30 protein-coding genes are annotated in these 23,714 nt (G+C 44.7%); 6 read left to right on the top strand and 24 right to left on the bottom strand.

Annotation, left to right across the window (positions count from 1 at the left end; all coding sequences use genetic code 11):
- Nucleotide 1: 1 nt before the first annotated feature.
- From OCT63_RS17670 to OCT63_RS17605, 14 genes are all read right to left on the bottom strand, one after another.
- Nucleotides 2–376 (bottom strand): DNAase, encoded by a 375-nt coding sequence (locus tag OCT63_RS17670; RefSeq protein ID WP_269984196.1) that lies wholly within the window; start codon nucleotides 374–376, stop codon nucleotides 2–4.
- Nucleotides 373–564: a hypothetical protein gene (locus tag OCT63_RS17665; RefSeq protein WP_032546978.1), complete on the bottom strand. Its 192-nt coding sequence runs from the start codon at nucleotides 562–564 to the stop codon at nucleotides 373–375. Before OCT63_RS17665 ends, OCT63_RS17670 begins: the two co-directional genes overlap by 4 nt.
- Nucleotide 565: 1 nt before the next feature.
- Nucleotides 566–691, bottom strand: a complete 126-nt coding sequence (locus OCT63_RS17660; protein ID WP_017055736.1) for a hypothetical protein — start codon at nucleotides 689–691, stop codon at nucleotides 566–568.
- The gene (locus tag OCT63_RS17655) at nucleotides 691–1,023 is read right to left on the bottom strand and encodes a hypothetical protein (RefSeq protein ID WP_269984195.1); all 333 of its coding nucleotides are present in this window, start codon (nucleotides 1,021–1,023) and stop codon (nucleotides 691–693) included. The genes OCT63_RS17660 and OCT63_RS17655 overlap by 1 nt, the downstream gene beginning before the upstream one ends.
- 11 nt (nucleotides 1,024–1,034) lie before the next feature.
- Nucleotides 1,035–1,865: a major capsid protein P2 gene (locus OCT63_RS17650; RefSeq protein ID WP_017055734.1), complete on the bottom strand. Its 831-nt coding sequence runs from the start codon at nucleotides 1,863–1,865 to the stop codon at nucleotides 1,035–1,037.
- A 3-nt stretch (nucleotides 1,866–1,868) separates the two neighbouring features.
- The gene (locus tag OCT63_RS17645; RefSeq protein WP_269984194.1) at nucleotides 1,869–1,997 is read right to left on the bottom strand and encodes a hypothetical protein; all 129 of its coding nucleotides are present in this window, start codon (nucleotides 1,995–1,997) and stop codon (nucleotides 1,869–1,871) included.
- 139 nt (nucleotides 1,998–2,136) lie between these two features.
- The gene (locus OCT63_RS17640; protein WP_269984193.1) at nucleotides 2,137–2,886 is read right to left on the bottom strand and encodes a hypothetical protein; all 750 of its coding nucleotides are present in this window, start codon (nucleotides 2,884–2,886) and stop codon (nucleotides 2,137–2,139) included.
- A complete protein-coding gene (locus tag OCT63_RS17635; RefSeq protein ID WP_269984192.1) occupies nucleotides 2,861–3,298 on the bottom strand; it encodes a hypothetical protein in 438 nt (145 codons plus the stop codon). The genes OCT63_RS17640 and OCT63_RS17635 overlap by 26 nt, the downstream gene beginning before the upstream one ends.
- Nucleotides 3,291–3,800, bottom strand: a complete 510-nt coding sequence (locus tag OCT63_RS17630) for a hypothetical protein (RefSeq protein WP_269984191.1) — start codon at nucleotides 3,798–3,800, stop codon at nucleotides 3,291–3,293. Before OCT63_RS17630 ends, OCT63_RS17635 begins: the two co-directional genes overlap by 8 nt.
- Nucleotides 3,793–4,101, bottom strand: a complete 309-nt coding sequence (locus tag OCT63_RS17625) for a hypothetical protein (protein ID WP_269984190.1) — start codon at nucleotides 4,099–4,101, stop codon at nucleotides 3,793–3,795. The genes OCT63_RS17630 and OCT63_RS17625 overlap by 8 nt, the downstream gene beginning before the upstream one ends.
- Nucleotides 4,102–4,165: 64 nt before the next feature.
- A complete protein-coding gene (locus OCT63_RS17620; protein ID WP_269984189.1) occupies nucleotides 4,166–6,031 on the bottom strand; it encodes a replication endonuclease in 1,866 nt (621 codons plus the stop codon).
- Between the two features lie 58 nt (nucleotides 6,032–6,089).
- A complete protein-coding gene (locus tag OCT63_RS17615; protein WP_269984188.1) occupies nucleotides 6,090–6,266 on the bottom strand; it encodes a hypothetical protein in 177 nt (58 codons plus the stop codon).
- A 2-nt stretch (nucleotides 6,267–6,268) separates the two neighbouring features.
- Nucleotides 6,269–6,469 carry a hypothetical protein gene (locus OCT63_RS17610; RefSeq protein WP_269984187.1) on the bottom strand — a complete coding sequence of 67 codons (201 nt, stop codon included), beginning with the start codon at nucleotides 6,467–6,469 and terminating at the stop codon, nucleotides 6,269–6,271.
- 5 nt (nucleotides 6,470–6,474) lie between these two features.
- Entirely contained in the window at nucleotides 6,475–6,729 is a 255-nt protein-coding gene (locus tag OCT63_RS17605) for a pyocin activator PrtN family protein (protein WP_017108645.1), read from the bottom strand.
- 134 nt (nucleotides 6,730–6,863) lie between these two features.
- Between OCT63_RS17605 and OCT63_RS17600 the strand changes: the two genes are divergently transcribed.
- Complete coding sequence (locus OCT63_RS17600) at nucleotides 6,864–7,469, top strand: LexA family transcriptional regulator (RefSeq protein ID WP_269984186.1); 606 nt, start codon at nucleotides 6,864–6,866, stop codon at nucleotides 7,467–7,469.
- Nucleotides 7,470–7,494: 25 nt separating this feature from the next.
- On the opposite strand, the gene OCT63_RS17595 is transcribed toward OCT63_RS17600, so the two are convergent.
- Nucleotides 7,495–8,292, bottom strand: a complete 798-nt coding sequence (locus OCT63_RS17595) for a hypothetical protein (RefSeq protein ID WP_269984185.1) — start codon at nucleotides 8,290–8,292, stop codon at nucleotides 7,495–7,497.
- Nucleotides 8,293–8,795: 503 nt separating this feature from the next.
- Here OCT63_RS17595 and zur point away from each other — a divergent pair.
- Nucleotides 8,796–9,254: a zinc uptake transcriptional repressor Zur gene (gene zur / locus OCT63_RS17590; protein WP_161675169.1), complete on the top strand. Its 459-nt coding sequence runs from the start codon at nucleotides 8,796–8,798 to the stop codon at nucleotides 9,252–9,254.
- Nucleotides 9,255–9,271: 17 nt separating this feature from the next.
- Nucleotides 9,272–9,733, top strand: a complete 462-nt coding sequence (locus tag OCT63_RS17585) for a chemotaxis protein CheX (protein WP_017055720.1) — start codon at nucleotides 9,272–9,274, stop codon at nucleotides 9,731–9,733.
- Between the two features lie 157 nt (nucleotides 9,734–9,890).
- Here OCT63_RS17585 and pgi read toward each other — a convergent pair whose 3' ends face one another.
- Entirely contained in the window at nucleotides 9,891–11,543 is a 1,653-nt protein-coding gene (pgi, locus tag OCT63_RS17580; protein ID WP_136981103.1) for a glucose-6-phosphate isomerase, read from the bottom strand.
- Between the two features lie 326 nt (nucleotides 11,544–11,869).
- On the opposite strand from pgi, the gene OCT63_RS17575 reads away from it, so the two are divergent.
- Nucleotides 11,870–12,289: a secondary thiamine-phosphate synthase enzyme YjbQ gene (locus OCT63_RS17575; protein ID WP_269984184.1), complete on the top strand. Its 420-nt coding sequence runs from the start codon at nucleotides 11,870–11,872 to the stop codon at nucleotides 12,287–12,289.
- Between the two features lie 111 nt (nucleotides 12,290–12,400).
- Here the strand turns inward: OCT63_RS17575 and alr are convergent, their stop codons facing one another.
- Complete coding sequence (alr, locus tag OCT63_RS17570; RefSeq protein ID WP_060467041.1) at nucleotides 12,401–13,486, bottom strand: alanine racemase; 1,086 nt, start codon at nucleotides 13,484–13,486, stop codon at nucleotides 12,401–12,403.
- A 6-nt stretch (nucleotides 13,487–13,492) separates the two neighbouring features.
- Entirely contained in the window at nucleotides 13,493–14,884 is a 1,392-nt protein-coding gene (locus OCT63_RS17565) for a replicative DNA helicase (RefSeq protein WP_201023935.1), read from the bottom strand.
- Nucleotides 14,885–14,990: 106 nt separating this feature from the next.
- On the opposite strand from OCT63_RS17565, the gene OCT63_RS17560 reads away from it, so the two are divergent.
- Nucleotides 14,991–15,932, top strand: a complete 942-nt coding sequence (locus tag OCT63_RS17560; protein ID WP_161688467.1) for a DUF481 domain-containing protein — start codon at nucleotides 14,991–14,993, stop codon at nucleotides 15,930–15,932.
- Nucleotides 15,933–16,094: 162 nt separating this feature from the next.
- Here the strand turns inward: OCT63_RS17560 and rplI are convergent, their stop codons facing one another.
- From rplI to rnr, 5 genes are all read right to left on the bottom strand, one after another.
- Nucleotides 16,095–16,547: a 50S ribosomal protein L9 gene (gene rplI / locus OCT63_RS17555; RefSeq protein WP_060467039.1), complete on the bottom strand. Its 453-nt coding sequence runs from the start codon at nucleotides 16,545–16,547 to the stop codon at nucleotides 16,095–16,097.
- Between the two features lie 38 nt (nucleotides 16,548–16,585).
- Nucleotides 16,586–16,813 carry a 30S ribosomal protein S18 gene (gene rpsR / locus OCT63_RS17550; RefSeq protein WP_000090472.1) on the bottom strand — a complete coding sequence of 76 codons (228 nt, stop codon included), beginning with the start codon at nucleotides 16,811–16,813 and terminating at the stop codon, nucleotides 16,586–16,588.
- A 132-nt stretch (nucleotides 16,814–16,945) separates the two neighbouring features.
- Entirely contained in the window at nucleotides 16,946–17,359 is a 414-nt protein-coding gene (gene rpsF / locus OCT63_RS17545; RefSeq protein ID WP_004735855.1) for a 30S ribosomal protein S6, read from the bottom strand.
- 321 nt (nucleotides 17,360–17,680) lie between these two features.
- Entirely contained in the window at nucleotides 17,681–18,421 is a 741-nt protein-coding gene (rlmB, locus tag OCT63_RS17540; RefSeq protein WP_046225115.1) for a 23S rRNA (guanosine(2251)-2'-O)-methyltransferase RlmB, read from the bottom strand.
- 155 nt (nucleotides 18,422–18,576) lie between these two features.
- Nucleotides 18,577–21,075, bottom strand: a complete 2,499-nt coding sequence (gene rnr, locus OCT63_RS17535) for a ribonuclease R (RefSeq protein WP_161750162.1) — start codon at nucleotides 21,073–21,075, stop codon at nucleotides 18,577–18,579.
- A gap of 247 nt (nucleotides 21,076–21,322) precedes the next feature.
- Between rnr and OCT63_RS17530 the strand changes: the two genes are divergently transcribed.
- A complete protein-coding gene (locus OCT63_RS17530) occupies nucleotides 21,323–22,732 on the top strand; it encodes an amidohydrolase (protein WP_161675159.1) in 1,410 nt (469 codons plus the stop codon).
- Nucleotides 22,733–22,892: 160 nt separating this feature from the next.
- On the opposite strand, the gene motX is transcribed toward OCT63_RS17530, so the two are convergent.
- Nucleotides 22,893–23,528: a flagellar protein MotX gene (motX, locus tag OCT63_RS17525; RefSeq protein WP_046225118.1), complete on the bottom strand. Its 636-nt coding sequence runs from the start codon at nucleotides 23,526–23,528 to the stop codon at nucleotides 22,893–22,895.
- Nucleotides 23,529–23,714: the final 186 nt, after the last annotated feature.

Below are 23,714 nucleotides of genomic sequence, written 5' to 3'. Positions count from 1 at the left end.
ACTACACCTCCCATCGTAATAATTGGTGGCTGTCTTGTTCTATGCTTGAGACTTTGCCAAGCCGCTTTAATAAACGCGCCACCAAAGGAAAATACGTTTTCGTGGTAATCGCTTTCAAACCGCTACTGTTAACGTAAACTGCCAGTTCACGAGTCGCTTTCACTGCGCCAGTTCCCTGTACCGCCCACACAAAGTAGCTACTGCCAATTACTTCACCCGCAACAGCGAGGTCATAGTCATCACCTTGAATCTGGTAGATGCTTACAAGGTCATCACTAATAGCTTGTTTCATTAACTCGAAGTCATCAGGACAAGCGCGAAAAGCGTCTCGCAATCGCTCTTGTACACTTTTTGAATGCGTTACCACTTGGATCATTTGAGTACCTTTAGGGCGACTATGACCAACACCGCGATAGCAAGAATGAGCCAAGGACTCACCCCACCACCCATGTTGATACCACCAATGGATTGCCCCGACTGGTTACTGCTTGTTGCGGTTGATGGTCCAGCGCTACCGCCCTGTAAACCACCTCCGCCCGTTAAACTGGTCATTGCTCCAAACATATCAACCCATTTTTAGCCAAATAATCAGCGCCAGTATCACCACAATGATCCACGCTGATTTGTTGATTTCCTTGGCGGTCAAAAACCCAAGAGTTAAGCCCGCCACGCCGAGATAGAGGATTGGCATTACTTACCTCCTTTGAGCGCGAACGCCAATCCGCCTAACACTACAAGCAACAACAACACAACAATGGCTATGGTCTGCCATTGAACACCGCCACTCGTATTGACGGGCTGTCCATTGGGTTGCTGGTAGTCGTTATTGTTGGCGCGATTCTCGTCTGGACTGGCCGACTTAGCGCGCTCTAGCTCGTTATCCATCTTGATACCAAGCATGTTGCCGCCAAAATCGCCCACCACATCGACAGCGCCACCAACAAGTTCACCCGCCCCTTCAAGGATGCTGTCAAACCAACCGCCAGAACTGGCGGTGGCTTTCGGTTGGTCAGGTAAGGACATCGCTCACCCCCTTAGTTCGCTGTGATAACGCCTACTTGCTCAATCGCTTCAATCAACACAGACACGCTGCCCGTTTGAGACTTATCAAGCTCGAATTGAAGCTGCTTCATGGCGTTAGTTGGCAAACGACCTTCCACACCAAAACCAGTACGAACAAAATCAAGACTGAACCAATCTGGATTTTGTTCTAAGCCACAGATAGCGAGGTCGAATGCGTTGTCTGCTTTGTTGACGTTGATTTCTTCAACGCTGTCACGAAGAACACGAACGCGATCAATAGACGAGTCTTTGAAGTGAATACGCTTTAAGGAAAGAAGCGGAGAACGCTCAGAAAAATCAAACGGAGTACGACCCGATGCACTGGCAAACCAAGACAATGAGTAAATACGCGGTAAGTAAACACGCTGTGACTGAGCTTGTGTTGTATGAGAACGTGCTCGGATACTTGGCGCAGCTGTACCACCCGATTTTGGAGCTAACTGGATATACACAAACCAGATTTCACCTTGTAGGGTAACAAGCTCACCAGTACGAACACCGCCCTTGGTGCGCAGTGTCAAATCAGCAAATGGAATGACATAGCGACCCGCTTGTGTGAACTGTTTACGATGCTCTTGCAGATCTACTAAATCTTGACCTGTTAGGTTGTACGTTTCCTTGCCGTTTAGCGTGATACGTACACGCTCAATATCAGCAGGGTTAGTAATGTTCGTGACCAATTCAATGGATTGGTATGTTGGACCACTAACCAAACGTAAACTTGCTTGGTTACCCCAATTCGCACCTTCAACAGGGTCTAAATCGAGTGGACGTGGGTTAAATGGCGTATTCAGTAGTTCCATAATTTAAAACCACCCCGAATTACCATTAATTTGCTCTTTGAGAGGCTTGAGCGCGCCTACATTGTTGATTACCGCTAATACCGACAGCACTAAGATGACTGTGATTAGCATGGCCTTATGACTTGCTTTCATGGTTTCCCCTGTTTCACAACGTTGGAAAGTTTCAAAGAGTCATTATCAAATCAGACAACCCAAACAAGGTCATGAGGTTTCAACCTATAGGTAGAACTTTTAACCTATAGGTTGAAATGGGAGAGGCATCACGAAGGGTTTAACGGTAATTGCGAGATAGGAGTTTCCCACTTTCACAGTTCAGTGCACCACGTTCTATGTTGCCAATCCCATCACGAACGATAAGGTATTCCGCGATCGCCTTGCCGATAAGACGTTTATTAACCTTGGCACTTTTGAGATCAGCTACTTCGTTCGAGTGAATACCTTTTTGTTTGGCAACCCAATCCGCATCTACACCAGAATTCACCGCCCCCAACCACCAAACCGAAGATTGATTAGTCACGGTTTTTGGTACTTCTTGACCACGCTGAAAGATGGTGTGCACCACATGACCAAACTGACGTCCACCACGTAAAAGCTCACCTGTTTTCCCTTCGAGCTTTCCAGAGGTTTCAGCGCAACTTGCGAGTTCTTCAATCACCACATGCAACTTCGACTTATGGCCATCACCCAACGCCCAAGCAATCGCACTAAAAGCTTCAAGTTCTGACATGCATGCTCCTTTGGGCGGAACATAGGCGAGCTTAAACGAACATCCGACACGACGACCATGAACTGCAGCTTTGATAAACTTGGTAAGGTCATCAAAGCCATGGCACATCTGACCGTGAAACTTTTGCCCCGTGTAGTTTCGGTACGGGTCAAAGAATAGGGCTTGTCCTTTTTTAGGCACCAACCCCATGAATTTCACGGCACTGGTTTTTCCGCTACCCGTACCACCTAAATAAACGGTGTGTTCGGCATCATGAGAGGGATTAGAGTTAATCGGATTTACGATTAGCGACATGCTTGCCCTCCTCTTCTTTCTGCATTTCTAATGCTGTGATTTGTTTCTTGGAAGCCCACCATAAACCTAAAATAGCCAAGGTGAGCGTCATCAAATTCATGTAGTCACCACAATGCTCAAGCAGTGAACCCCCGTATTGTTTGGCAACAGGTCGGGCAGCATTGATAACGCTTTGTTTAGCGCGTTCATCAAACTCGAAATCAATGTCTTTCATAATCGACACGGCTTGCTCAACAACCACTAACCCCGTTGTAACCAACGCATCCAATGCTTCACTTACATCGACTTCGGGTTCTTGTTCAGTGCTGCCACTCGATTGGTTTTCGGTTGAAGTGCTCGATTGCAATTCAGCAACGTACATATCAAGCTCGGCAAGGTTATCAGCACTCATTTCAACGGTTGATTCATCCATTGGCTTTGTCCTCATGCGTTGGTTTTGGCGTTGCCAATAAACGTTTAATGGTGAAGAGCAACACGAGAATCAAACCCAAACATGCCCCAACCTTGAGCACTTGCGGTTTAAGGCTTGGCTTTAGTGGTAGCACTTCGTCTTGGGTTTCTTCGGTTGGGAGCGTTTGGTCTACCATAGTCATTTCAGTTGAATCGGTATTGGTTTGTGCTTCAATGACCGTTGGCTCATCTTCGGTTAGCTCAAGCGCAACGACTTCGTTTAGCACTGGCAGCTGGGCAACCGACTCTTGCATGTGCTCACTGCAATAATCACTCACCGTTTTACTCATTGAACTATTACCGCAGCTCGGACACTTGTAATAAAGCAATCCAAGGTTGCGCCCGTTCTTAACGGTTTCGCCTGTATCAATCATCTTTCCCTCGCCTACCATGTGAACGGTTGACGCTCGACTGCAGACAGGGCAAGACACATAGCCCCGCGTTGGATTCGGTGTTTTACTCATTGGTTTGCACCTCTTCAATCACTTTACCCATCTGCTTTTGGAGCTGCTTTTTACGCTCAGAACGAATGATGCGGTTGGCTTTAGCGACAAGCTTTGCTTTGTCTACTAATTTAGGGTCAAGACCAAGCTCAGTCAGAGGGTTGGCATTCCCCATCAAAAGTTTAGGGGCAAGCGTCAGTAGGTCACTTGGTGCTAGGTCTTTGACTTTATCGAAGGCGGTTTCAAGCTCTTGCTCCAATCCATCAATAGTATCGAGACGTTTTAGCTCTGCTTGGCATTCTTCTTTAGAAAGTGTGTTCATGGTATTCCTCTGTCTCACGACGTTGTTTAGTGTTTAGCCCCTGATTCACATCGTTGGCAATGGTTTAATACACAATCAGACGATTGTTTTTGAAACTGATACTCGTGTATCTATCAATTTGAACTTTTGCTCCCCGCATTAGCGGTGAGATTAGACATTGGACTCCCTCCACGCTCCATCCGGTCACGCGTTGAAGATGTTCAACTAAGGGAGAGTTACAGTTATTTTCAGTGCTCCAAGACGAAGCTCCGCTTCTTTGGGTTAATTCGCTTCGCTCATCTTTCCACGCATCCACATCGCACTTCGCCACAATAGAAAAACGCTCGCTGCACGTCTCGATCACATGACCCAACCACTTAAGGCCAATCACCCGCTTGGTTGTTTCACCGTACTGATTAAATTGCTCTTCATGAGCAAGACGCAAGTCCCCAATGTGTTGAGTAAATTCTTTCCAACGTGATTTATCTGCATGGTCATGTAGATTTGCTAAATCCTCATCAATGGCCACATCCAATTTATTGGCGCGTCTCAGCTGTCGCCACAACCCAACCGCAGGAGCGCCCGATTGTGAAAACTGTTTGATGCCCCATGCACTTGCCCACGCTCTAACCGACACAGCAATATCACCGGCATCACCTTCTGGCATATGCGCCCCGTTAATGTTCTTTGATATGTATTTGATGATGTAACCCGTTGCGCTCCCTTTGGCTGGGTCGCAAGGCTTGGCGTAAAAACGAGCTTTACGCTGCTTCTTGGTATGAAGTTCGTCAGCATCTTCATTTCGGGCGATGGTCGCGCAAATACGCATGAATTCCGCTTTATGCTCAGGGGCACAATAGACAAATGCATGGAGGTGAGGGGTTCCGTCTTTGTGGGGTTCAGCTACCCGAAGACCAAACCAAGGTAAATCAATTTTTGCAAAGTGAGCACGGGCAAGCTTCCACTGCTCCATTAGGTTTTGATGCGCCTCTTTGACGGTGCAACCATTCCACTTGGGAGAGTTACGGTGATATTGAGACGGTAGCGTCCATGTAATAAATATACCTTCGAAGCCCATATCAATGGCTCGCTCTTCATCGCCACGACTACGAACAACAAGTTCAACGCGTCGGTTCTCAAGGTTAGCGGTTGTACGTGAGGCAACTTCGGCAAGGTTGAACTCCTGCATGGTCTCATGACTAATCACAACCATGTTTTGCATGAAGTCTTCCGACTCACGCATCTTCTGCTTGAAGTTAGAGAGAGTTAGACGCGAGACATAATGCGTTTGTCCTTGCTTCTTACCGACATTACCTAGAGTCACTTGAGCGTGCTCAATGTATTGCTTACGCAGACGTTTAAGTTTGCGCGTTAAATATTTAGGATCGATACAACGACGGATAGCGCACTCTAAAATGGTTTCAGCGTCTCGAATGGTGAGCTTCTTACCTAGATCGCTAGTATCAGCACTAGGCGGTTCAACGAACGCTTTTAACATCACGTCACGGATTTGTTCAAAGCCGTAATGCAACGCCTCGTAGTAGTCCAGAGAGCTATCAGAAATGCCATCAATGCGCTTTTCAGTTTCGACAATGGCAATATCGTTAATGATATCGGCAAAGGCTACGGTCAGCTTGACGGCAAAGTCTTTGATTAAGTCGTCACTCATAAGAATGTCATGAGTAAGCTCTAAAGGCTTAGGCTCATAACAGGCAAAACCAAAAGGAAACTTGCTTGAAAAGTGGTGAGCGACTTTATCAACGTAAGACACGCGATCTTTAACGAACGCGGATAAGTTGCGATCAGTAGGGTTATCTCGTTTTTTACGAATGCCAATCTTGAAGTCGATGTCTTGGCGCAACATCATCGGCAGATGCGCAGTAACGTTTGAAACGAACTGACCAAAAGATTGATTTACGTTAGGTTGATAAAATCGCTTGTAGGTACTCATTGTGTCACCAGTGACGGGTTATAAACGCGCTAAAGAAATGTACTTAGTAGAATACGGCTCATGAAACCACCTCTCGAAGCCTCATAACTTGAAGCTTTAGAGCACGTTTATATTCAGCCTGACCTTTGGAACTGAAGCGGTAATCTTTACCGCCTCGTTGCTTTGAGCTATAGCCATTTGGAAAGTGCTTGGCTTTTAGGGAGGCAATAATTTCAAGTCCCTTTGCTGTTGGCATGTCTATTCCTCCAAGCTTTCCAATAAAATTGCGGCTTCGAGTAACTTCAGATAAATCGGGTATAAAAATTCAAACTCAGGCGAAGACTCGCTTAAAGAAGCCAAGCGACCTTTTACAATCATGAAAAGCTCTTTGGCTTCACTCGAATGAGAAAGGTCTACGCTAACGCTGTGAATCGGAGTCGCTACATTATTAATGCTCAATCCTCCTACCCGTTTACCGATAGCCAATCACACTTGGCCACTGAATGACGCTCATCAATGTAAGCAGCTAGATCTTCTATCTTGATTAACGATGGGCTGCGTTCTGAATCGCGCAGCTTGAAGGTAGGAACGGGAAAGTCACAAGCTTTCGCTCTTTGCTCTGCCGTCTTTGGGGTGATACCAAAAAACTCTTGGCTTACTTGTTTAAGCTCTACAGTAGGACTTTCAAATCTAGCGAGTAATGCGAAGTTTGTGTTCATAAATCACCTATGCAATTATGGCGAGTTAACTAAGAGCAACTATAATTAACTCAAGAATGTCTCAATGTCGTCACGAGACATTATTGAATCATAATTAACATATTGCAACACCTTTGAGCACACTGGAGCATTCAATGAGCATCGTGGACGAACAAATATCTGAACTTAAGAAACTAACCAAAACCTCAAAAAATACTGACTTATCAAAGGCTTTAGGGGTTTCAGCATCAACCATTCAAACGTGGAGAATGCGAGGAAAAATTCCTGAAGATATTTTTCTAAAAGCGAACGAGATCTCAAAAAGTGGCTCATTGGCTCCAAAAGGCTATTTGGAACTAAAGTTCTTCGATATTGAGGTAAGTGCAGGGCATGGTGCGCTTGTTGAGAAAGAAGAAGAATCTAGCGCAATGGTTTTCAGTGAGAAATTCATTAGGCAAGAGCTTGGCTTTAACCCAAACAATATCTTCCTAATGCCCGTTCGCGGTGACAGCATGATCCCAACTCTTAAGAATCAGAGCGTTGTAATGGTGAACCGCGTTGATGGTTTTTCTACTGATGGGATTTACGTATTCAGATATGACAATCGATTGATGGTGAAGAGACTTCAATTTCTACCAAACGGAATCAAGGTAGTCAGTGACAATAGTGCTTATGAAGCATGGGAACTTGGAAAAGAAGAGATTAAAGGTAACGACTTCGAGATCATCGGTGAAGTGGTTTGGTCAGGGCAAAGGATGTAGGCGAAATGAAGCGCCTACACCTCATTTAATTTCGTTCTCTATACTTAAGAAAGACGAAGAGCCCCCCTCCAAAAATCAGCATAGGGAGGTTAGTTGTACTCAAAATGGAGCTCATATTATCGGAGTAATATGGCAAGCCTTTTTTGATTAAAAAACTAGATCCTATTGCTGCGGAAAGGGCACTGAAAAGCCCAACCCATCGAGGTATTGTGACAGCTTTTAATAATATAGATGCATAAGCAAAATAAACGTAAACAAAAGAAAGAAAAGCACCTGAGACGATAACCAACGCGCTTTTGTATACTTTGTTATCTTCATTTTTGTACATTATCAAATCTATTTTTTTTATATTTGTTATGCGTCCTAAAACTTTTAGAGATGAAATTTCACCCGAAACAACCATAGATATATTGATGTTATCTTCTGAATTTAGAAGTAAAGGCTTAAGTTTTAAGGATTTTCTATCGAAAGACACTTCAGCAGGGATGGAAGTTGGTAACGTTGAAGTAATAGAAGCCTTGATTATGGTAACTCCAGAGTCGAACTCTAACTGCAGTGGCATATCAAAATCAGATTTGCTTATAGGTTCAGTTCCAGTGTTCTTGATTTGTAGTTTTACTAGTTTTGGGCTTTCAACTAATTTTTCGTCAAAAAAAACCTTTAAGCCAGCGACCTGCTCTGTATCAGAAATTAAACTATCTGTTGATATTAGCTCAACGGTTAACTCGTTAGTAGTGAACTCCCAAAATGCGATACCAATGGGGACAATTATACTTAGAAAAGTAAAAACTAAACCTAACCAAACTGAACTTGTTTTTTTCATCTTATATACAACTCGTTTAAATGACTGTAAATCGTATCATTAATCAAACGAATACAGCTATAGTTGAAAGGTGCAAAAAAACATAAAGTACGCATATAGTACGTATAACTTGCTTTTAACTACTGGTATTACTTAAAAGTGAGTCCAATCGAGCATTGGAGCGACAGACAACTTACATGAGTGTGTCATGGCAAAGTAACCTGATAGCGAGTCAAAAAATCTGCTGGAACACCCAGCAAAAAGCAAAGTCGGCTATTGTAAATGCTATGTCCTAATTGTGCTATATGAACTTTACTTCACATTTTCTTATTTAAACCTATTCACCAGGCCTCTAATTCAGCCTCACTAATCAGTTATGCCTTGAGTCACACAGTCATTTTGAGTTACCTTGTCTTATTCAAAGTCGTGGGTCACAATACGCTCTGTACCTGACTTTAATAGAAATCATTGGCTCCCAAGTAAAGTTATCTAGAAATAGAATTTGAACAGGAATGTCCGATTGAATGGTGAAAAATTTGGACCACACATTAATAGAGCAAGTTGAAGGGCTATGCGCATCTCGAGGAGTTAGATTAACTCCGCAAAGAAAGCGAGTGTTTGAGCTCATCCTCTCTAATAAAAAAGCCTCCAGTGCATACGAATTGTTAGAGCAATTAAAGGTGAGCGAACCACAAGCCAAACCGCCCACAGTTTATCGCGCTTTAGATTTTTTGTTGGAACAAGGTTTCATTCACCGAGTTGAGTCTACCAATAGCTTTATATGTTGTTGCTCTTGTAATGCCAACAAGCATTTCTCACAGCTATTAATCTGCGACCAATGTGGCACTGTGATTGAGCTACAAGACGATGCTCTTATCAATCAACTCGCTAATAACGCTGAGAAGCATGGCTTTCAATTAACGAATCACGTTATTGAGTCTCATGGCATTTGCCAAACTTGCTCCTCTGATATGAAACAATAAGATTATAGAAGAACATTATGCGCGCTGAATTTGTAAACCCGTTTTTAGCTTCTCTAATGAATGTACTAAAAACGATGGCTTCTCTAGAATTGAAACCACAAAAGCCAAGAGTTAAAAAAGATGAAATCGCTCGTGGTGATGTCTCTGGTTTAATCGGTATGGTTGGCCCACAATCTCGAGGCTCAATGTCGATCACCTTTGATGAAGGCCTTGCCCTAGAAATCATGGAAAACATGTTGGGTGAACGACCAAACGGCCTAAATGAAGAAGTCACCGATATGGTCGGTGAAATCACTAATATGGTTACGGGCGGCGCAAAACGAATTCTTGCAGAAAGTGGCTTCGACTTCGACATGGCAACGCCAATCGTGGTTGCAGGTAAAGGTCATACTATTCGTCACAAATGTGAAGGCGCAATCATCATTATGCCTTTCACATCTCAATGGGGTAATGCCTTCATCGAGATCTGTTTCGAATAGAGACTATCACTGCAAATATTTAGAAGGCTGACGCTGTATTTAAGAGGCTGACAGATATGTCAGCTTTTTTGTTACCTGCGATTTAGCCATTGTTAGAGCGACAGATACAAAAACGCCAACCCGAAGGTTGGCGTTTCTTTTTAGGCTATCAACTCAATTAAGCTTTAAGTGCTTTAAATGCGTTGATTAGGCCGTTAGTTGAGCTGTCGTGAGACGTTACTTGAGCATCGTCAGCAAGTTCTGGAAGAATTTGGTTTGCTAGTTGCTTACCAAGCTCTACACCCCATTGGTCGAAGCTGAAGATGTTCCAGATAACGCCTTGAACAAAGATCTTGTGCTCGTACATCGCAATTAGGTTACCTAAAGAGCGAGGGTTGATTTGCTTAACAAGAATTGAGTTTGTTGGGCGGTTACCTTCAAACACTTTGAAAGGTACCAGTTCAGCTACTTCTTCAGCTGTTTTGCCCGCCGCTAGGAATTCAGCTTCTACTGTCTCTTTTGTCTTACCGAATGCTAGTGCTTCAGTTTGAGCAAAGAAGTTAGACATCAGCTTCTGATGGTGATCAGAGGCTGGGTTGTGGCTGATAGCAGGCGCGATAAAGTCTGATGGGATCAGCTTAGTGCCTTGGTGAATCAGTTGGTAGAAAGCGTGCTGGCCGTTTGTACCCGGCTCACCCCAGATGATAGGACCGGTTTGGTACTCTACTGGGTTGCCTTCACGGTCTACAAACTTACCGTTCGATTCCATGTTACCTTGCTGGAAGTACGCAGCAAAACGGTGCATGTATTGATCGTAAGGTAGGATAGCTTCTGACTCAGCGCCGTGGAAGTTGTTGTACCAAATACCGATAAGCGCAAGGATGACTGGAATGTTGCTTTCAAATTCCGTTGAAGCAAAGTGGTTATCCATCTCGTGAGCACCTTCTAGAAGCTCGACGAAGTTATCGAAGCCAATAGAAAGAGAGATAGACAGACCGATTGCAGACCATAGTGAGTAACGACCACCAACCCAGTCCCAGAATTCGAACATGTTGTCAGTATCAATACCAAACTCAGCGACCGCTGTTGCGTTTGTTGATAGTGCTGCGAAGTGTTTAGCAACGTGTGCGTTGTCACCCGCTTCAGCCAAGAACCAATCACGTGCAGAGTGCGCGTTCGTCATGGTTTCTTGAGTGGTGAATGTTTTAGATGCCACGAGAAATAGCGTTGTTTCTGGGTTTAGAGGCTTAAGTGTCTCAACAATGTGAGTGCCATCTACGTTAGAAACGAAGTGCATGTTTAGGCGAGTTTTGTATGGTGTTAGTGCTTCAGTCACCATGTACGGACCAAGATCCGAACCGCCGATACCGATGTTGACTACATCAGTGATCTCTTTACCTGTGTAACCTTTCCACTCACCAGAAACAATACGGTGTGTGAACAGTTCCATTTTTGCTAGTACTGCATTAACTGCTGGCATTACGTCTTTGCCATCAACCATTACTGGCTTATCGCTGCGGTTACGTAGAGCTGTATGAAGCACTGAACGACCTTCAGTCTTGTTGATTGCATCACCGCCAAACATCGCTTCAATTGCAGACTTAACTTCAGTCTCGTTAGCAAGAGCAAATAGGTGCTGCATAGTCTCAGCATCGATTAGGTTCTTAGAGTAATCCACTAAGATGTCAGAACCGAAACGAGTAGAAAAGTTCTCGAAACGCTTTGCATCTTGAGCAAACAGCTCTTTCATATCCATATCTTGAGCTGACTCAAAATGTGCCGTTAGCGCTTTCCACGCTTGTGTTTGCGTTGGGTTGATATTTTTCAACATGGTATCTATCCCGATGTTACTGTAGGTTTTATTCTAAACGTCACCTGAGTGATGAATAGAACCCCCGATTAGGCGAAAGTTTATATTTTTCTGTGATGACCAAATCGCATCACCACCGAAAGATTCTTTGTAATTTTTTTTCACGACGTATTATGCCGTATATGAAGAGCGGTACCTTGAGATAAATCAGGATTCGAATTCCTGATAGAAAGATCGGTACAAACTCTAGCTCTAACATAATTAAATGTGAGCGATACCTGATAAATTCAAGTTCAAAAGATAGCGTTAAACCACTTTTTTTCCAAATACATTATAAAGGATGGCGTATGTGGATTCAGAAGACTATACACCTAAATGCGCGAAAGCGTGGATTTCATCTCATTACTGATGAAATTGAACAACAGATACACGATATTGGCTCTCTATCCGTTGGTTTATTACATCTCTTTACTCAACATACCTCTGCCAGCCTCACGCTAAACGAAAACGCAGACCCAACAGTGCGTGGCGATATGGAATCGCATTTCAATAAGTTTGTTCCCGAGCGCGCGCCCTACTATAGACACACTTATGAAGGCGATGATGATATGCCTGCTCACATTAAAGCATCGACACTTGGCACCAGTGTGACAATTCCAATCACCAACGGTCGTTTAGCTTTAGGAACATGGCAAGGTATTTACTTAGGTGAACATCGAGATTGTGGTGGAAGCCGCACTGTCATTGCTACAATCCAAGGCGAATAACCGTAAGCGTTCAGCCATAAAGATCGATTGATAACCAGAGAATTACCAGTAAATAAAAAGGGTGGCACAGTTATGTGCCACCCTTAAATAATCAGAAAGACTTGAACATCTTTATTTTACGTATTCCATTGCGACACGCGGGGTCAGCTTTGTGACCAGCTCGTAAGCAATGGTACCAATATGTTCTGCCACTTCTTCTGAAGGTAAGCCTTTCCCCCATAGCGTCGCTTCGTCACCCACTTTATCAGTAGCATCAGGGCCAAGATCAACCGTTAGCATGTCCATTGACACTCGACCTGCAATCGGTACTTTTCTACCGTTCACAAACACCGGAGTACCGTTAGGGGCAGTTCGAGGGTAACCATCACCATAACCTATCGCGATAACCCCTACTTTAGTGTCTCGTTCACTGATCCAGTTGCCGCCATAACCAACACTTTCCCCGGTTTTAACATCACGAACAGCGATCAAGTGTGATGTCAGAGTCATCACAGGCTTAAAACCAAGCTCTTGTGCTGACTTATCTACGAACGGTGATACGCCGTAAGAGATGATTCCAGGACGAACCCAATCTAAGTGGCTATCTGGCCAGGCTAATAAGCCTGCAGAGTTCGCAAGAGAGCGTTCGCCCTCACAGCCTTCAGTCAAAGACAGGAATAATTGAGTCTGTTGCTGTGTCGTGGCTTTGTCTAACTCGTCAGCACAACCGAAGTGGCTCATATAACGCAACGGCTTAGCCACGTTCGGACATTGATGCAGGCGATCTACGAAATCTTGATATTGTTCAGAACGAACCCCCAAGCGATGCATACCGCTATCGACTTTAAGCCATACCACAACCGGTGATTCTAACGCTGTGTTTTCTAAAGCGCTGAGTTGCTCTTCACAATGCACCACTGTTTGGATGTTATTGGCCACCAATACCGGTAAATCACCCGAAGAGTAAAAGCCCTCAAGTAACAGCACAGGCCGAACAATACCACCAGCACGAAGTTGTAAGGCTTCTTCAATACGAGCGACACCGAACGCATCAGAGTTCTTAGAGTGTTTAGCGATGTTCAATAAGCCATGCCCATAACCATTAGCCTTTACCACTGACATCACTTTACAGTGAGGTGCTTTAGACTTAATCAGTTGGAGATTGTGCTCTAATGCACCCAGGTCAATACTCGCTGTCGCTGCTTTCATATAAGTCATTAACGATTACTCATCATCAAATGCAGGGCCTGCATAGTTATCAAAACGAGAGTGTTGCCCTTGGAAGGTCAGACGCACGGAACCGATCGGACCGTTACGTTGCTTACCAAGGATAATCTCAGCGATGCCTTTTAGTGAACTGTCTGGGTTATAAACCTCATCACGATAGATAAACATGATTAAATCGGCATCTTGCTCAATCGAACCTGATTCACGCAAATCCGAGTTTACAGGGCGCTTATCAGCACGTTGCTCTAGGGAACGGTTAAGCTGAGAAAGAGCCACAACCGGAACGTTCAATTCCTTCGCGAGCGCTTTCAATGAACGCGAAATCTCGGCGATTTCAAGAGTACGGTTATCAGATAACGAAGGTACACGCATTAATTGCAGGTAATCTATCATGATCATAGAGAGACCATCATGCTCACGAGCAATACGTCGAGCACGAGAACGCACCTCTGTTGGGGTTAGGCCCGAGCTATCATCGATATACATATTCTTTTTATCCATCAGAATACCCATACTCGATGAAATACGCGCCCAATCTTCATCATCTAACTGACCAGTACGGATCTTAGTTTGGTCTACGCGAGAAAGTGACGCTAACATACGCATCATCAGCTGCTCTGCTGGCATCTCAAGAGAAAAAATCAAGACTGGCTTATCTTGTTTCAGCGCTGCGTTTTCACACAGGTTCATCGCAAACGTCGTTTTACCCATCGATGGACGTGCAGCGACAATAATTAAGTCAGAACCCTGTAGGCCTGCCGTCTTCTTATTGAGGTCGTTAAAACCAGTATCGACCCCCGTCACACCATCTTGTGGCGTTTTATATAGAATCTCGATACGTTCTAGCGTCTTCTCTAGAATGTTATCAACGTTTTGTGGGCCTTCATTTTCGCTTGTACGACCTTCGGCAATGGCAAAAACTTTACTCTCAGCCAGATCGACTAGCTCTTCTGATGTACGTCCTTGTGGGTCATAACCCGAATCAGCAATCTCATTCGCCACACCAATCAGGCTGCGTACCAGAGCACGCTGTGCCACGATATCCGCATAAGCATTAATGTTTGCTGCACTTGGTGTGTTTTTCGCAAGGTCAGCTAAGTAAGCGAAGCCACCGACATCTTCCAGTTGCTCACGCAACTCTAAATGTTCAGAGAGTGTAATAAGATCCAAAGGAGAACTTTCTTCAAGGATATCTTTTACTGCCTCAAAGATCAGACGGTGAGGACGACTATAAAAGTCCTTACTCACCACTTTTTCAGCAACCGTGTCCCAGCGCTCGTTGTCCAGTAACAAGCCGCCAATAACAGATTGCTCAGCTTCTAATGAATGTGGTGGGACTTTGATGGCATCCACCGGATCGTTGGCTGATTTCTGACTTTTGCTATCCACTATGACTACACTCAATAACTAATAATGATCGCTCATTATACCCAAGAACATTCATTTGTAATCCGATCCTACAGGTTTGTTTTATTCTTCCAGAAAAATTTACCTATTGCTGACTGAAACCACCAAGGGTAGCATTACGATCTTTCCATTAATTCACTGTATAACTGGGGTATGCGTGTCCAAATTATTGGCTCTGAGCACTGGCCTTCTGAGCACAGGTCTCTTGAGCACTCCGTTGGCTTTAGCTGATGATGCTAAACCCTCTGTTGATGCAATACTCGACTCTATAGTAGTACCAGAAGCTACCACTGAACCGCTTGTCGCTGCACCGGCACCCGAAGAAGATATGGATATCGTACCGAGTGATACAGAACTGCCTAATCCACTGAAAACCGAAGTTGAATTTGGTTACCAATCGCATAATGGTAACTCAGAATCCCGATCGCTTAATGCTCGCCTTAATGGTGAGTACACCTCCGGGCGCCATAGAACCAGTGGTGAATGGAAATACTACAATCTCTACAAAGATGGTGAAGAGGATAAAAGGCAATCGACGTACTCAGCTCAAAGCGACTACAAATTAAGCCCTAAAACCTATCTTTACGGCAGCTTTAAAGGTGTCGACTCTCGATACAGCGCGTACTTTAAAGATTATACCGTTTCGAGTGGCCTTGGTTATCAATTTTCAAATACAGAAGAGTTTATTTTAGAAGTGGAAATAGGGCCTGGTTTTCGTTACCAAGAACCTAACCTTGATGAGATAGACGATGATGACATCATCTTTCCTGACATTGTTGAGGAAGCGATTTTCCGGGGCAACGTGAATACGTCATGGCAAGTTTTGCCGAACTTACAATTCAAAGCGAATGTGACTGTTGTGTCAGGACACAGCAACCTAAACTTTGATACTGAATTAGAAGCGATCAACGATATCACTGATAATATTGCGTTGAAGATCGCTCACTCTCGTCAATACCACGACAAGGTGCCTAATGGGTTGAGCAAAGAAGACTCGGTGCTGTCTGTTAACCTATTATTCCAATTCTAATCTGAACGACTGCTTGTTCAGCAATAAGAGCATTTGGATCACCGTAAGCTTTTTACTTACCACAACCCTTCCTTATATTTCCTATATTCCAGACATAAAAAAACACCAGCCGTAGCTGGTGTTTAAAACTTTCAAAAGAAAGAATTCGTCTTGGTACTGAAATTACTCAGCTGCAACGATAGTGATTTTCGCAGTAGCAAAAACTTCAGATTGAAGTTGGATGCTTACTTCGAATTCACCAGTGTTACGTAGAGCGCCTTCAGGTAGGCGTACTTCGCTCTTAGCTACTGCAACACCTGCCGCTGTAATAGCGTCAGCGATGTCACGAGTACCGATAGAACCGAATAGTTTACCTTCGTCACCAGCTTTAGAAGCGATTGTAACGCCTTCTAGAGTGTTAACTGTCTCAGCACGAGCTTGAGCCGCAGCTAGTTGCTCAGCAACTTTAGCTTCTAGTTCAGCACGGCGAGTTTCGAACATAGCAACGTTGTCTTTAGTTGCCATAACTGCTTTACCCTGTGGGATAAGGAAGTTACGAGCGTAACCAGATTTAACGTTTACTTGGTCGCCAAGGCCACCTAGGTTACCGATCTTATCAAGTAGAATAACTTGCATTATCTTTGTCCTCTTAAACTATTGTTAACTATTACCGATTACTGATGCTTATCAGTGTACGGTAGTAGTGCTAGGTAGCGAGAACGCTTGATAGCGCGAGCTAGCTGACGTTGGTATTTAGCACTTGTACCAGTGATACGGCTAGGTACAATTTTACCAGCTTCAGTGATGTAGTTTTTTAGAGTTGCTACGTCTTTGTAGTCAATCTCTTGTACGCCTTCTGCAGTAAAACGGCAGAATTTACGACGACGGAAGAAACGAGCCATGGGCTATCTCCTGATCTAAATTTAATAATGCGGTATTGACACAAGTTTATAAATAAACGTAAGCAAATGCTTGAAGTGAAAATACCTAAACGAGTTGAATAAAATTTAATGACCTAAAGGGTCAAAAAAGAATTACTCAGCAGCAGCTTCTGGCTTAGCTTCTTCTTCACGACGTGGTGCTCGTTCTTCACGGTCATCACGACGAGGAGCACGCTCTGCACGCTCTTCTTTTTGCTTAAGCATGATAGATTGCTCAGTCACAGCGCCTTTTGTGCGCATGATCATGTTACGTAGAACTGCATCGTTAAAACGGAAAGCAGTTTCTAGCTCGTCCATCACTTCTTGGCCAGCTTCAACGTTCATAAGAACGTAGTGAGCTTTGTGAAGTTTGTTGATTGGGTAAGCCATTTGACGGCGGCCCCAGTCTTCTAGACGGTGGATAGTACCGCCAGCTTCAGTGATTGAACCAGTGTAACGCTCGATCATGCCAGCAACTTGCTCGCTTTGATCAGGGTGAACCATGAATACGATTTCATAATGACGCATTTGGTTGCTCCTTACGGATTATTAGCTTCCACGAAAGGCTCGGTCGTCCAAGGGAAGCAAGGAACTAAAGAAAAATGACCGAGTTTTAAGGACGGCAAATATTATAGAAAGAACCCGGTATTAGCAAGCGGTATTTGGCTAATAATGAAACAGTTTTCCTTTCGCCATCTAGCCATCCAAGAAAGCGAAATATTCTCTCTCTTGGGCCAGAAAAAGAAACGCTCACCAACTCGGGTGAGCGTTAATAAATTCATAGACTTAGAATAGTTCTAACGCTTTATGTCGTAAAGCATCACGACCCCCAGCATTAATGAGTAGGCGTTATTGAGCTAAACGCTGTCTTACCGCTTCGAACAGGCAAATACCCGACGCTACAGAAACATTCAGGCTAGACACGCTGCCTGCCATTGGAATCTTAATCAAGTCATCGCAAGTTTCACGCGTTAAACGGCGCATACCATCACCTTCCGCGCCCATCACTACAGCCAACGGGCCAGTTAGCTTCGCTTGGTAAATATCATGCGTTGCTTCGCCCGCCGTTCCCACAAACCATACGCCCTGCTCTTGCAGTGCACGCATTGTGCGAGCCAAGTTGGTTACACGTACTAGAGGAACCGTTTCAGCCGCACCACATGCTACCTTGCTTACCGTTGCCGTTAACGGCGAAGAGCGGTCTTTCGGAACGATAACCGCAGCCACACCAGCCGCATCGGCATTACGAAGGCAAGCACCTAGGTTATGAGGGTCTGTTACGCCATCTAAAACCAACAGTAATGGCTGTTCATGTTGCGCTAGAATATCGTCTAGGTGCGTTTCATTAAGCTGCTTAGCAGGCTTTACCTTCGCGATAATACCTTGGTGATTCGCACCTTGTGCTTTTTCATCAAGCGGCTTACGGCCCATCTGCTGGATCGATACACCAAACTGCTGCAGTTGGTTCAGCAATGGAAGAAGACGCTCGTCTTGGCGACCTTTCAGTACATACGCTTCAATAAAGCGTACTGGATCTTTTTCTAGTACGGCTTTCACCGCGTGAATACCGTAAATAAATTCGTTACTCATTATCTCAAGTTACTCATAGTGCTCAGAGAAGAGCGCATCCATTCCGACACCTCCCTCTCTGTGTTGTTTATTTCGAGAGTATGCGTCTTTCGCCTGATACTCTCGCATTCAATTAGTGAAACGCTAAACCGTGCTGGTCCTTGTAAACCAAAATATTAAGACTTATCCGCTTTTGGCTTACGACTTGCTGCCCGTTTTTTCTTAGCGCGAGCTTTAGCAGCACCGGTTTTATTCGCCGACTTCTTCTTATCAGACTCTTGAGTACTACCGTCTGGTCGCTTAGTTGGCTCAACCAAAGGCTTCGCAGACGTTCCTGGTTGATTGCTCTTTACTGCCGAGCGTTTCTTGCTCTTTGCCTTTTTCATCGCATCTGATGCGCGTTTCTTGGCCGTTTTGCCTTTACCACGCGGCTGACGCTCAGTGTCTTCCAAATCAAAGTCAATTTGACGAGTTTCTAAGTTAACCGCAGAAACCTTCACTTTAACCGAATCACCCAAGCGGTAGATATTACCAGAGCTCTCACCCACTAGGCGCTGACCAACAGCATCAAATTGGTAATAATCATTCGCTAGCGCAGATATATGAACCAGGCCATCAATGTGCAGTTCAGTTAGACGAACAAAGAAACCGAAGCCAGTCACGTTGGCAATAACACCATCCATCACTTCGCCGACATGGTCTTGCATGTATTCACATTTCAGCCAGTCGTTCACTTCACGTGTTGCATCATCCGCACGACGCTCAGTCATTGAACACTGATCACCGTAGAAATCCATGTCATCGAATGTGTAGTGGTACCCACCCGTTGGTGTCCAACGTTCGCTGCTGCGACCTTCTTCTTTAGCGATTAAGTACTTAATTGCGCGGTGTAACAATAGATCAGGGTAACGACGAATTGGTGAAGTAAAGTGCGCATAACGCTCCAATGCCAAACCAAAGTGACCCGCATTATCTGCGTTGTATACCGCTTGCTTCATCGAGCGTAACAACATGGTCTGAATTAACTCACGATCTTCACGCTCATGAATTTTCTGCATTAATTCGGCGTAATCTGTTGGTGATGGAGATAACCCTCCTTCCAACGTTAGACCTAACTCACTTAAGAAGCTTTTAAAACCAACTAAACGCTCTTCTCCCGGTGTTTCGTGAACACGGTATAGAGCAGGCTCCTTCGCTTTTTCTACGTAAGACGCCGATGCGATGTTCGCGAGAATCATACATTCTTCGATGATCTTGTGTGCATCGTTACGGATTACCGGCTCAATACGATCGATCTTACGATCCGCATTGAAGATAAACTTCGTTTCTACCGTTTCAAATTCAATCGCACCACGCTCATCACGCGTTTTCTTAAGCACTTTGTACATCTTGTGCAGTTCTTCAAGATGCGGTACTTCTGGCTCGTAACGCTCGCGAAGCTCTTCATTGCCATCTAAGATCGCGCCTACTTTGTTGTAAGTCAGACGAGCATGAGAGTTCATGACTGCTTCGTAATGTTTGTAGCCTGATAGCTTGCCTTTGTCTGAGATAGTCATCTCACACACCATGCATAAGCGGTCGACTTGAGGGTTCAATGAACATAGGCCATTGGACAATATCTCTGGCAACATTGGTACGACTTGCGATGGGAAGTACACCGAGTTACCACGGTTAATCGCTTCTTTGTCTAGCGCTGTATCTGGGCGAACGTAGTAACTTACGTCTGCAATGGCCACCCATAGGCGCCAGCCTCCGCCTTTTTTCGCTTCACAGTAAACCGCATCATCAAAGTCACGAGCATCTTCACCATCAATCGTGACCAATGGCAGTTTACGTAGATCAACACGTCCTTCTTTTGCTTCTTCAGGAACGTGCTCGCCTAGGTTTGCGATTTGCTTATCAACCGCTTCAGGCCACTCATTTGGGATCTGGTGAGTGCGGATCGCGATCTGCGTTTCCATACCCGGTGCCATGTTCTCACCGAGAACTTCGGTGACTTTACCCATCATGTTACGAGAGCGACTACCGCGATCCGTAATTTCAACCACAACCACATTCCCCATTCGAGCACCGCCTTTATGCTCAGTAGGGATCTGGATGTCATGACTAATCCGTGAATCATCGGCGACCACATAAGAGTGGCCATACTCTAGGAAAAAACGACCAACAAGTGGCGTTTTGCGCTCTTCAAGAACACGAACCAAACGCCCTTCACGACGACCGCGCTTACTATTATCAGTCGGCTGAGCCAACACGTAATCACCGTGCATGATGGTTTTCATCTGGTGATGCGGCAACAAGATATCGTTATCTTTACCGACACTGCCATCTGGGCGAACCCAACCATGACCGTCTTTATGACCAATCACGTAGCCTTTAATCAGTTCCATCTTCTCAGGCAATGCATAGCACTGACGACGAGTAAAGATGAGCTGTCCATCACGCTCCATTGCACGTAAACGACGACGCAGGCCTTCGTATTGCTCCTCACCCTCAAGACCCAAAGCTTCGAATAGATCGTTACGGTTCATTGGAATATTCGCTTTTGTTAGAAACGATAAAATGAACTCTCGGCTTGGTACTGGGTTGTCGTAATTTTTAGACTCTCGGTCTGCAAAGGGATCAATATTGGTTGTCGTGGTGGTATTTTCTGGCATCGGTGTTTTTTTTGACATAGGCGGGCCTGCTTAAGCAAGGAATGTATATACCCCTAGTATATCTGATGCTAGAGGTAACCTACAGATATGCTTTGGAAAAGCCTAAAATAACCTCAAATTGATGCATACTTCCCTTTGTTAAAAATGACTTCATCGCCATTATCTATCATCAGAACCTCAAGCAAACGATAAAACAAACGTTTGCTCGATAAATGAAATACTCTATGATTCTGATACTTTACCCACTTCTGTTTCGAGTATTGATATGAAACTTAAACGCACTTTATTGGCTTCTGCAATGACAAGCCTAGCCCTATTTTCATTCGCCAGTTCAGCGATGGAAAAAGCCGATCTGATGATTACCGATGCGATGGTTCTCACGATGAACCAAGACAAAACGGTTTATGAGAACGGTACTGTTGTCGTAAAAAACAACAAAATCATTGCGGTAGGCGATGCTTCATTAGAGAAGCAATACCAAGCTAAACAAGTACTCGATGTGGATGGCGATATCGTCATGCCCGGTCTCATTAATACTCATACTCACGTATCGATGACGGTTTTCCGTTCACTCGCCGATGATGTGCCCGATCGCCTCCATCGCTACATCTTCCCACTAGAAAAGAAACTGGTTTCGCGAGACATGGTCCGCATTGGTGCTAACCTAGGTAACGTTGAAATGGTGAAAGGCGGTGTCACCACTTACGCCGATATGTACTACTTTGAGGATGAAGTCGCGAAAACTGTCGACCAGATCGGGATGCGTGCCATTTTAGGTGAAAGCGTGATTAAGTTCCCAGTCGCCGATGCGGCCAATGCCGAAGAAGGGATTAAGTACGCACTGAACTTCATCGAAGAATACAAAGATCATCCTCGAATTACGCCAGCGTTTGCCCCACATGCGCCTTACACAAATACGACTGAGATCCTGCAGAAAATTTCTAAACTCTCTTTAGAGCTAGATGTGCCAGTGATGATTCACCTTGCAGAATCACACCGTGAAGAAGAGAAAATCGCAGAACGTTCAAATGGACTATCACCAGTTCAATACATGGACAGCATTGGTGCTCTCAACAAAAACCTCGTTGGCGCACACATGATCTTAGTGGATGATCAAGATATCGAACTGGTGAAAAAGTCAGACATGGGCGTTGCTCATAACATGAGTGCCAATATCAAATCAGCGAAAGGCGTATCCCCAGCCCTTAAGATGTATGACGAAAATGTGCGTATCGGTTTAGGTACCGATGGGCCGATGTCTGGTAACACACTGAGCACAATTGATGAGTTCAACCAAGTGGCTAAGGTTCACAAGTTGGTTAATAAAGACCGTGCTGCGATGCCGCCGCTCAAAGTGATCGACATGGCAACAATGGGCGCAGCCAAAGCATTGCACATGGAAGATAAAATTGGTTCTCTTGAAGCAGGCAAACTGGCCGACATCATAGTGATCGATACCAAGGCACCAAACATGGTTCCTGTGTACAACCCATATTCAGCCTTAGTGTACTCTGCAAACTCGGGGAACGTTCGCCACACCATCGTGGATGGCAAGATCATCATGCAAGACCGCAACATGCTGACAGTAGACGAAGATAAGATTCGCCAAGAAGCACTCGATTTCACCAAAGTGGTTCGTGAAACGGTCATTGAGTCTGGTGAGGTTGTGCAGTAACGACGAACACTAGCTCGCTACGCTTTTTAAAAATAAAAAACCGTGCAGATCAAAAAGGCCTCGCGGGTATTCACCGGCGAGGCCTTTCTGTTTCTATCTACCTTAATATTGATGAGTAACGAGTGCAGGAGTTAATCATCAACCTAAAATAGTATCGGGGTTACCAGAATACATCTCGGCGCTTAGCTCGAGCGATAATGTTTTCAGGCATCCTCTGCTCTAACCCACTTCTAAGTACAGTAATGCGCTTGTGTTGCCTTTGGTCTGCCGTTACCGAGTTATATAACCAGCGATAAGCATCTTCATAATCTAGCGGGCTACCATAGTCACGTAGCAACAGCTCAGCTAAATGAATACTCGCACTTAGGTTCCCCATAGCAGCCGCTTCACGTAAATACGGAATCGCACGCTCTTTGTCTTGTTGAACCAAAGTACCACGAGAATAATAACGTCCCAGCTGCTCTAACGCGGCGGGTAAACCTTGATGTGCTGCGTTTTCCATATAATACAGACCAAGCTCTACGTCTTGAGGAACACATACCCCCCACGCCAACATATCACCATATAAAAACTCATAAGAAGGCAAGCTGATACGCGTCGCACGCGCAACGATATCTTCAACTAACTGGCACTTATCCGCTTTCACGCGCTCTAGGTGTTGATTATTCTCAATTAATTTAATCAATTCAGCTTCTGTATATATTGGAACGGGCTCTCCCACATCAGCCAAATTTGCATGACTCAAGGGTGAGCTCAGCGCCATTATCAATGAAGCTGCTACAATTCGTAGCCTCATACCTGCACTCTATTATCTGTCGTTAAAGTTATCTATTGAGGGCGACAGAGGATTTCTACGCGCACAAAATAGGGTGAACTTCACTTTCCATGATATCTGTATCGGCAATAACCTTGACGGCTTTAGACAAAACTTGCCGCTAACGGGCAATATTTTGCCAGATGGCGTACAAAATATCACCACCCA

It is taken from the genome of Vibrio sp. RW, assembly GCF_027587105.1.
Classification (GTDB): domain Bacteria; phylum Pseudomonadota; class Gammaproteobacteria; order Enterobacterales; family Vibrionaceae; genus Vibrio; species Vibrio toranzoniae.
Note: the sequence above shows the minus strand (reverse complement) of the source record. Positions and strands in the feature narration are given on the sequence as shown.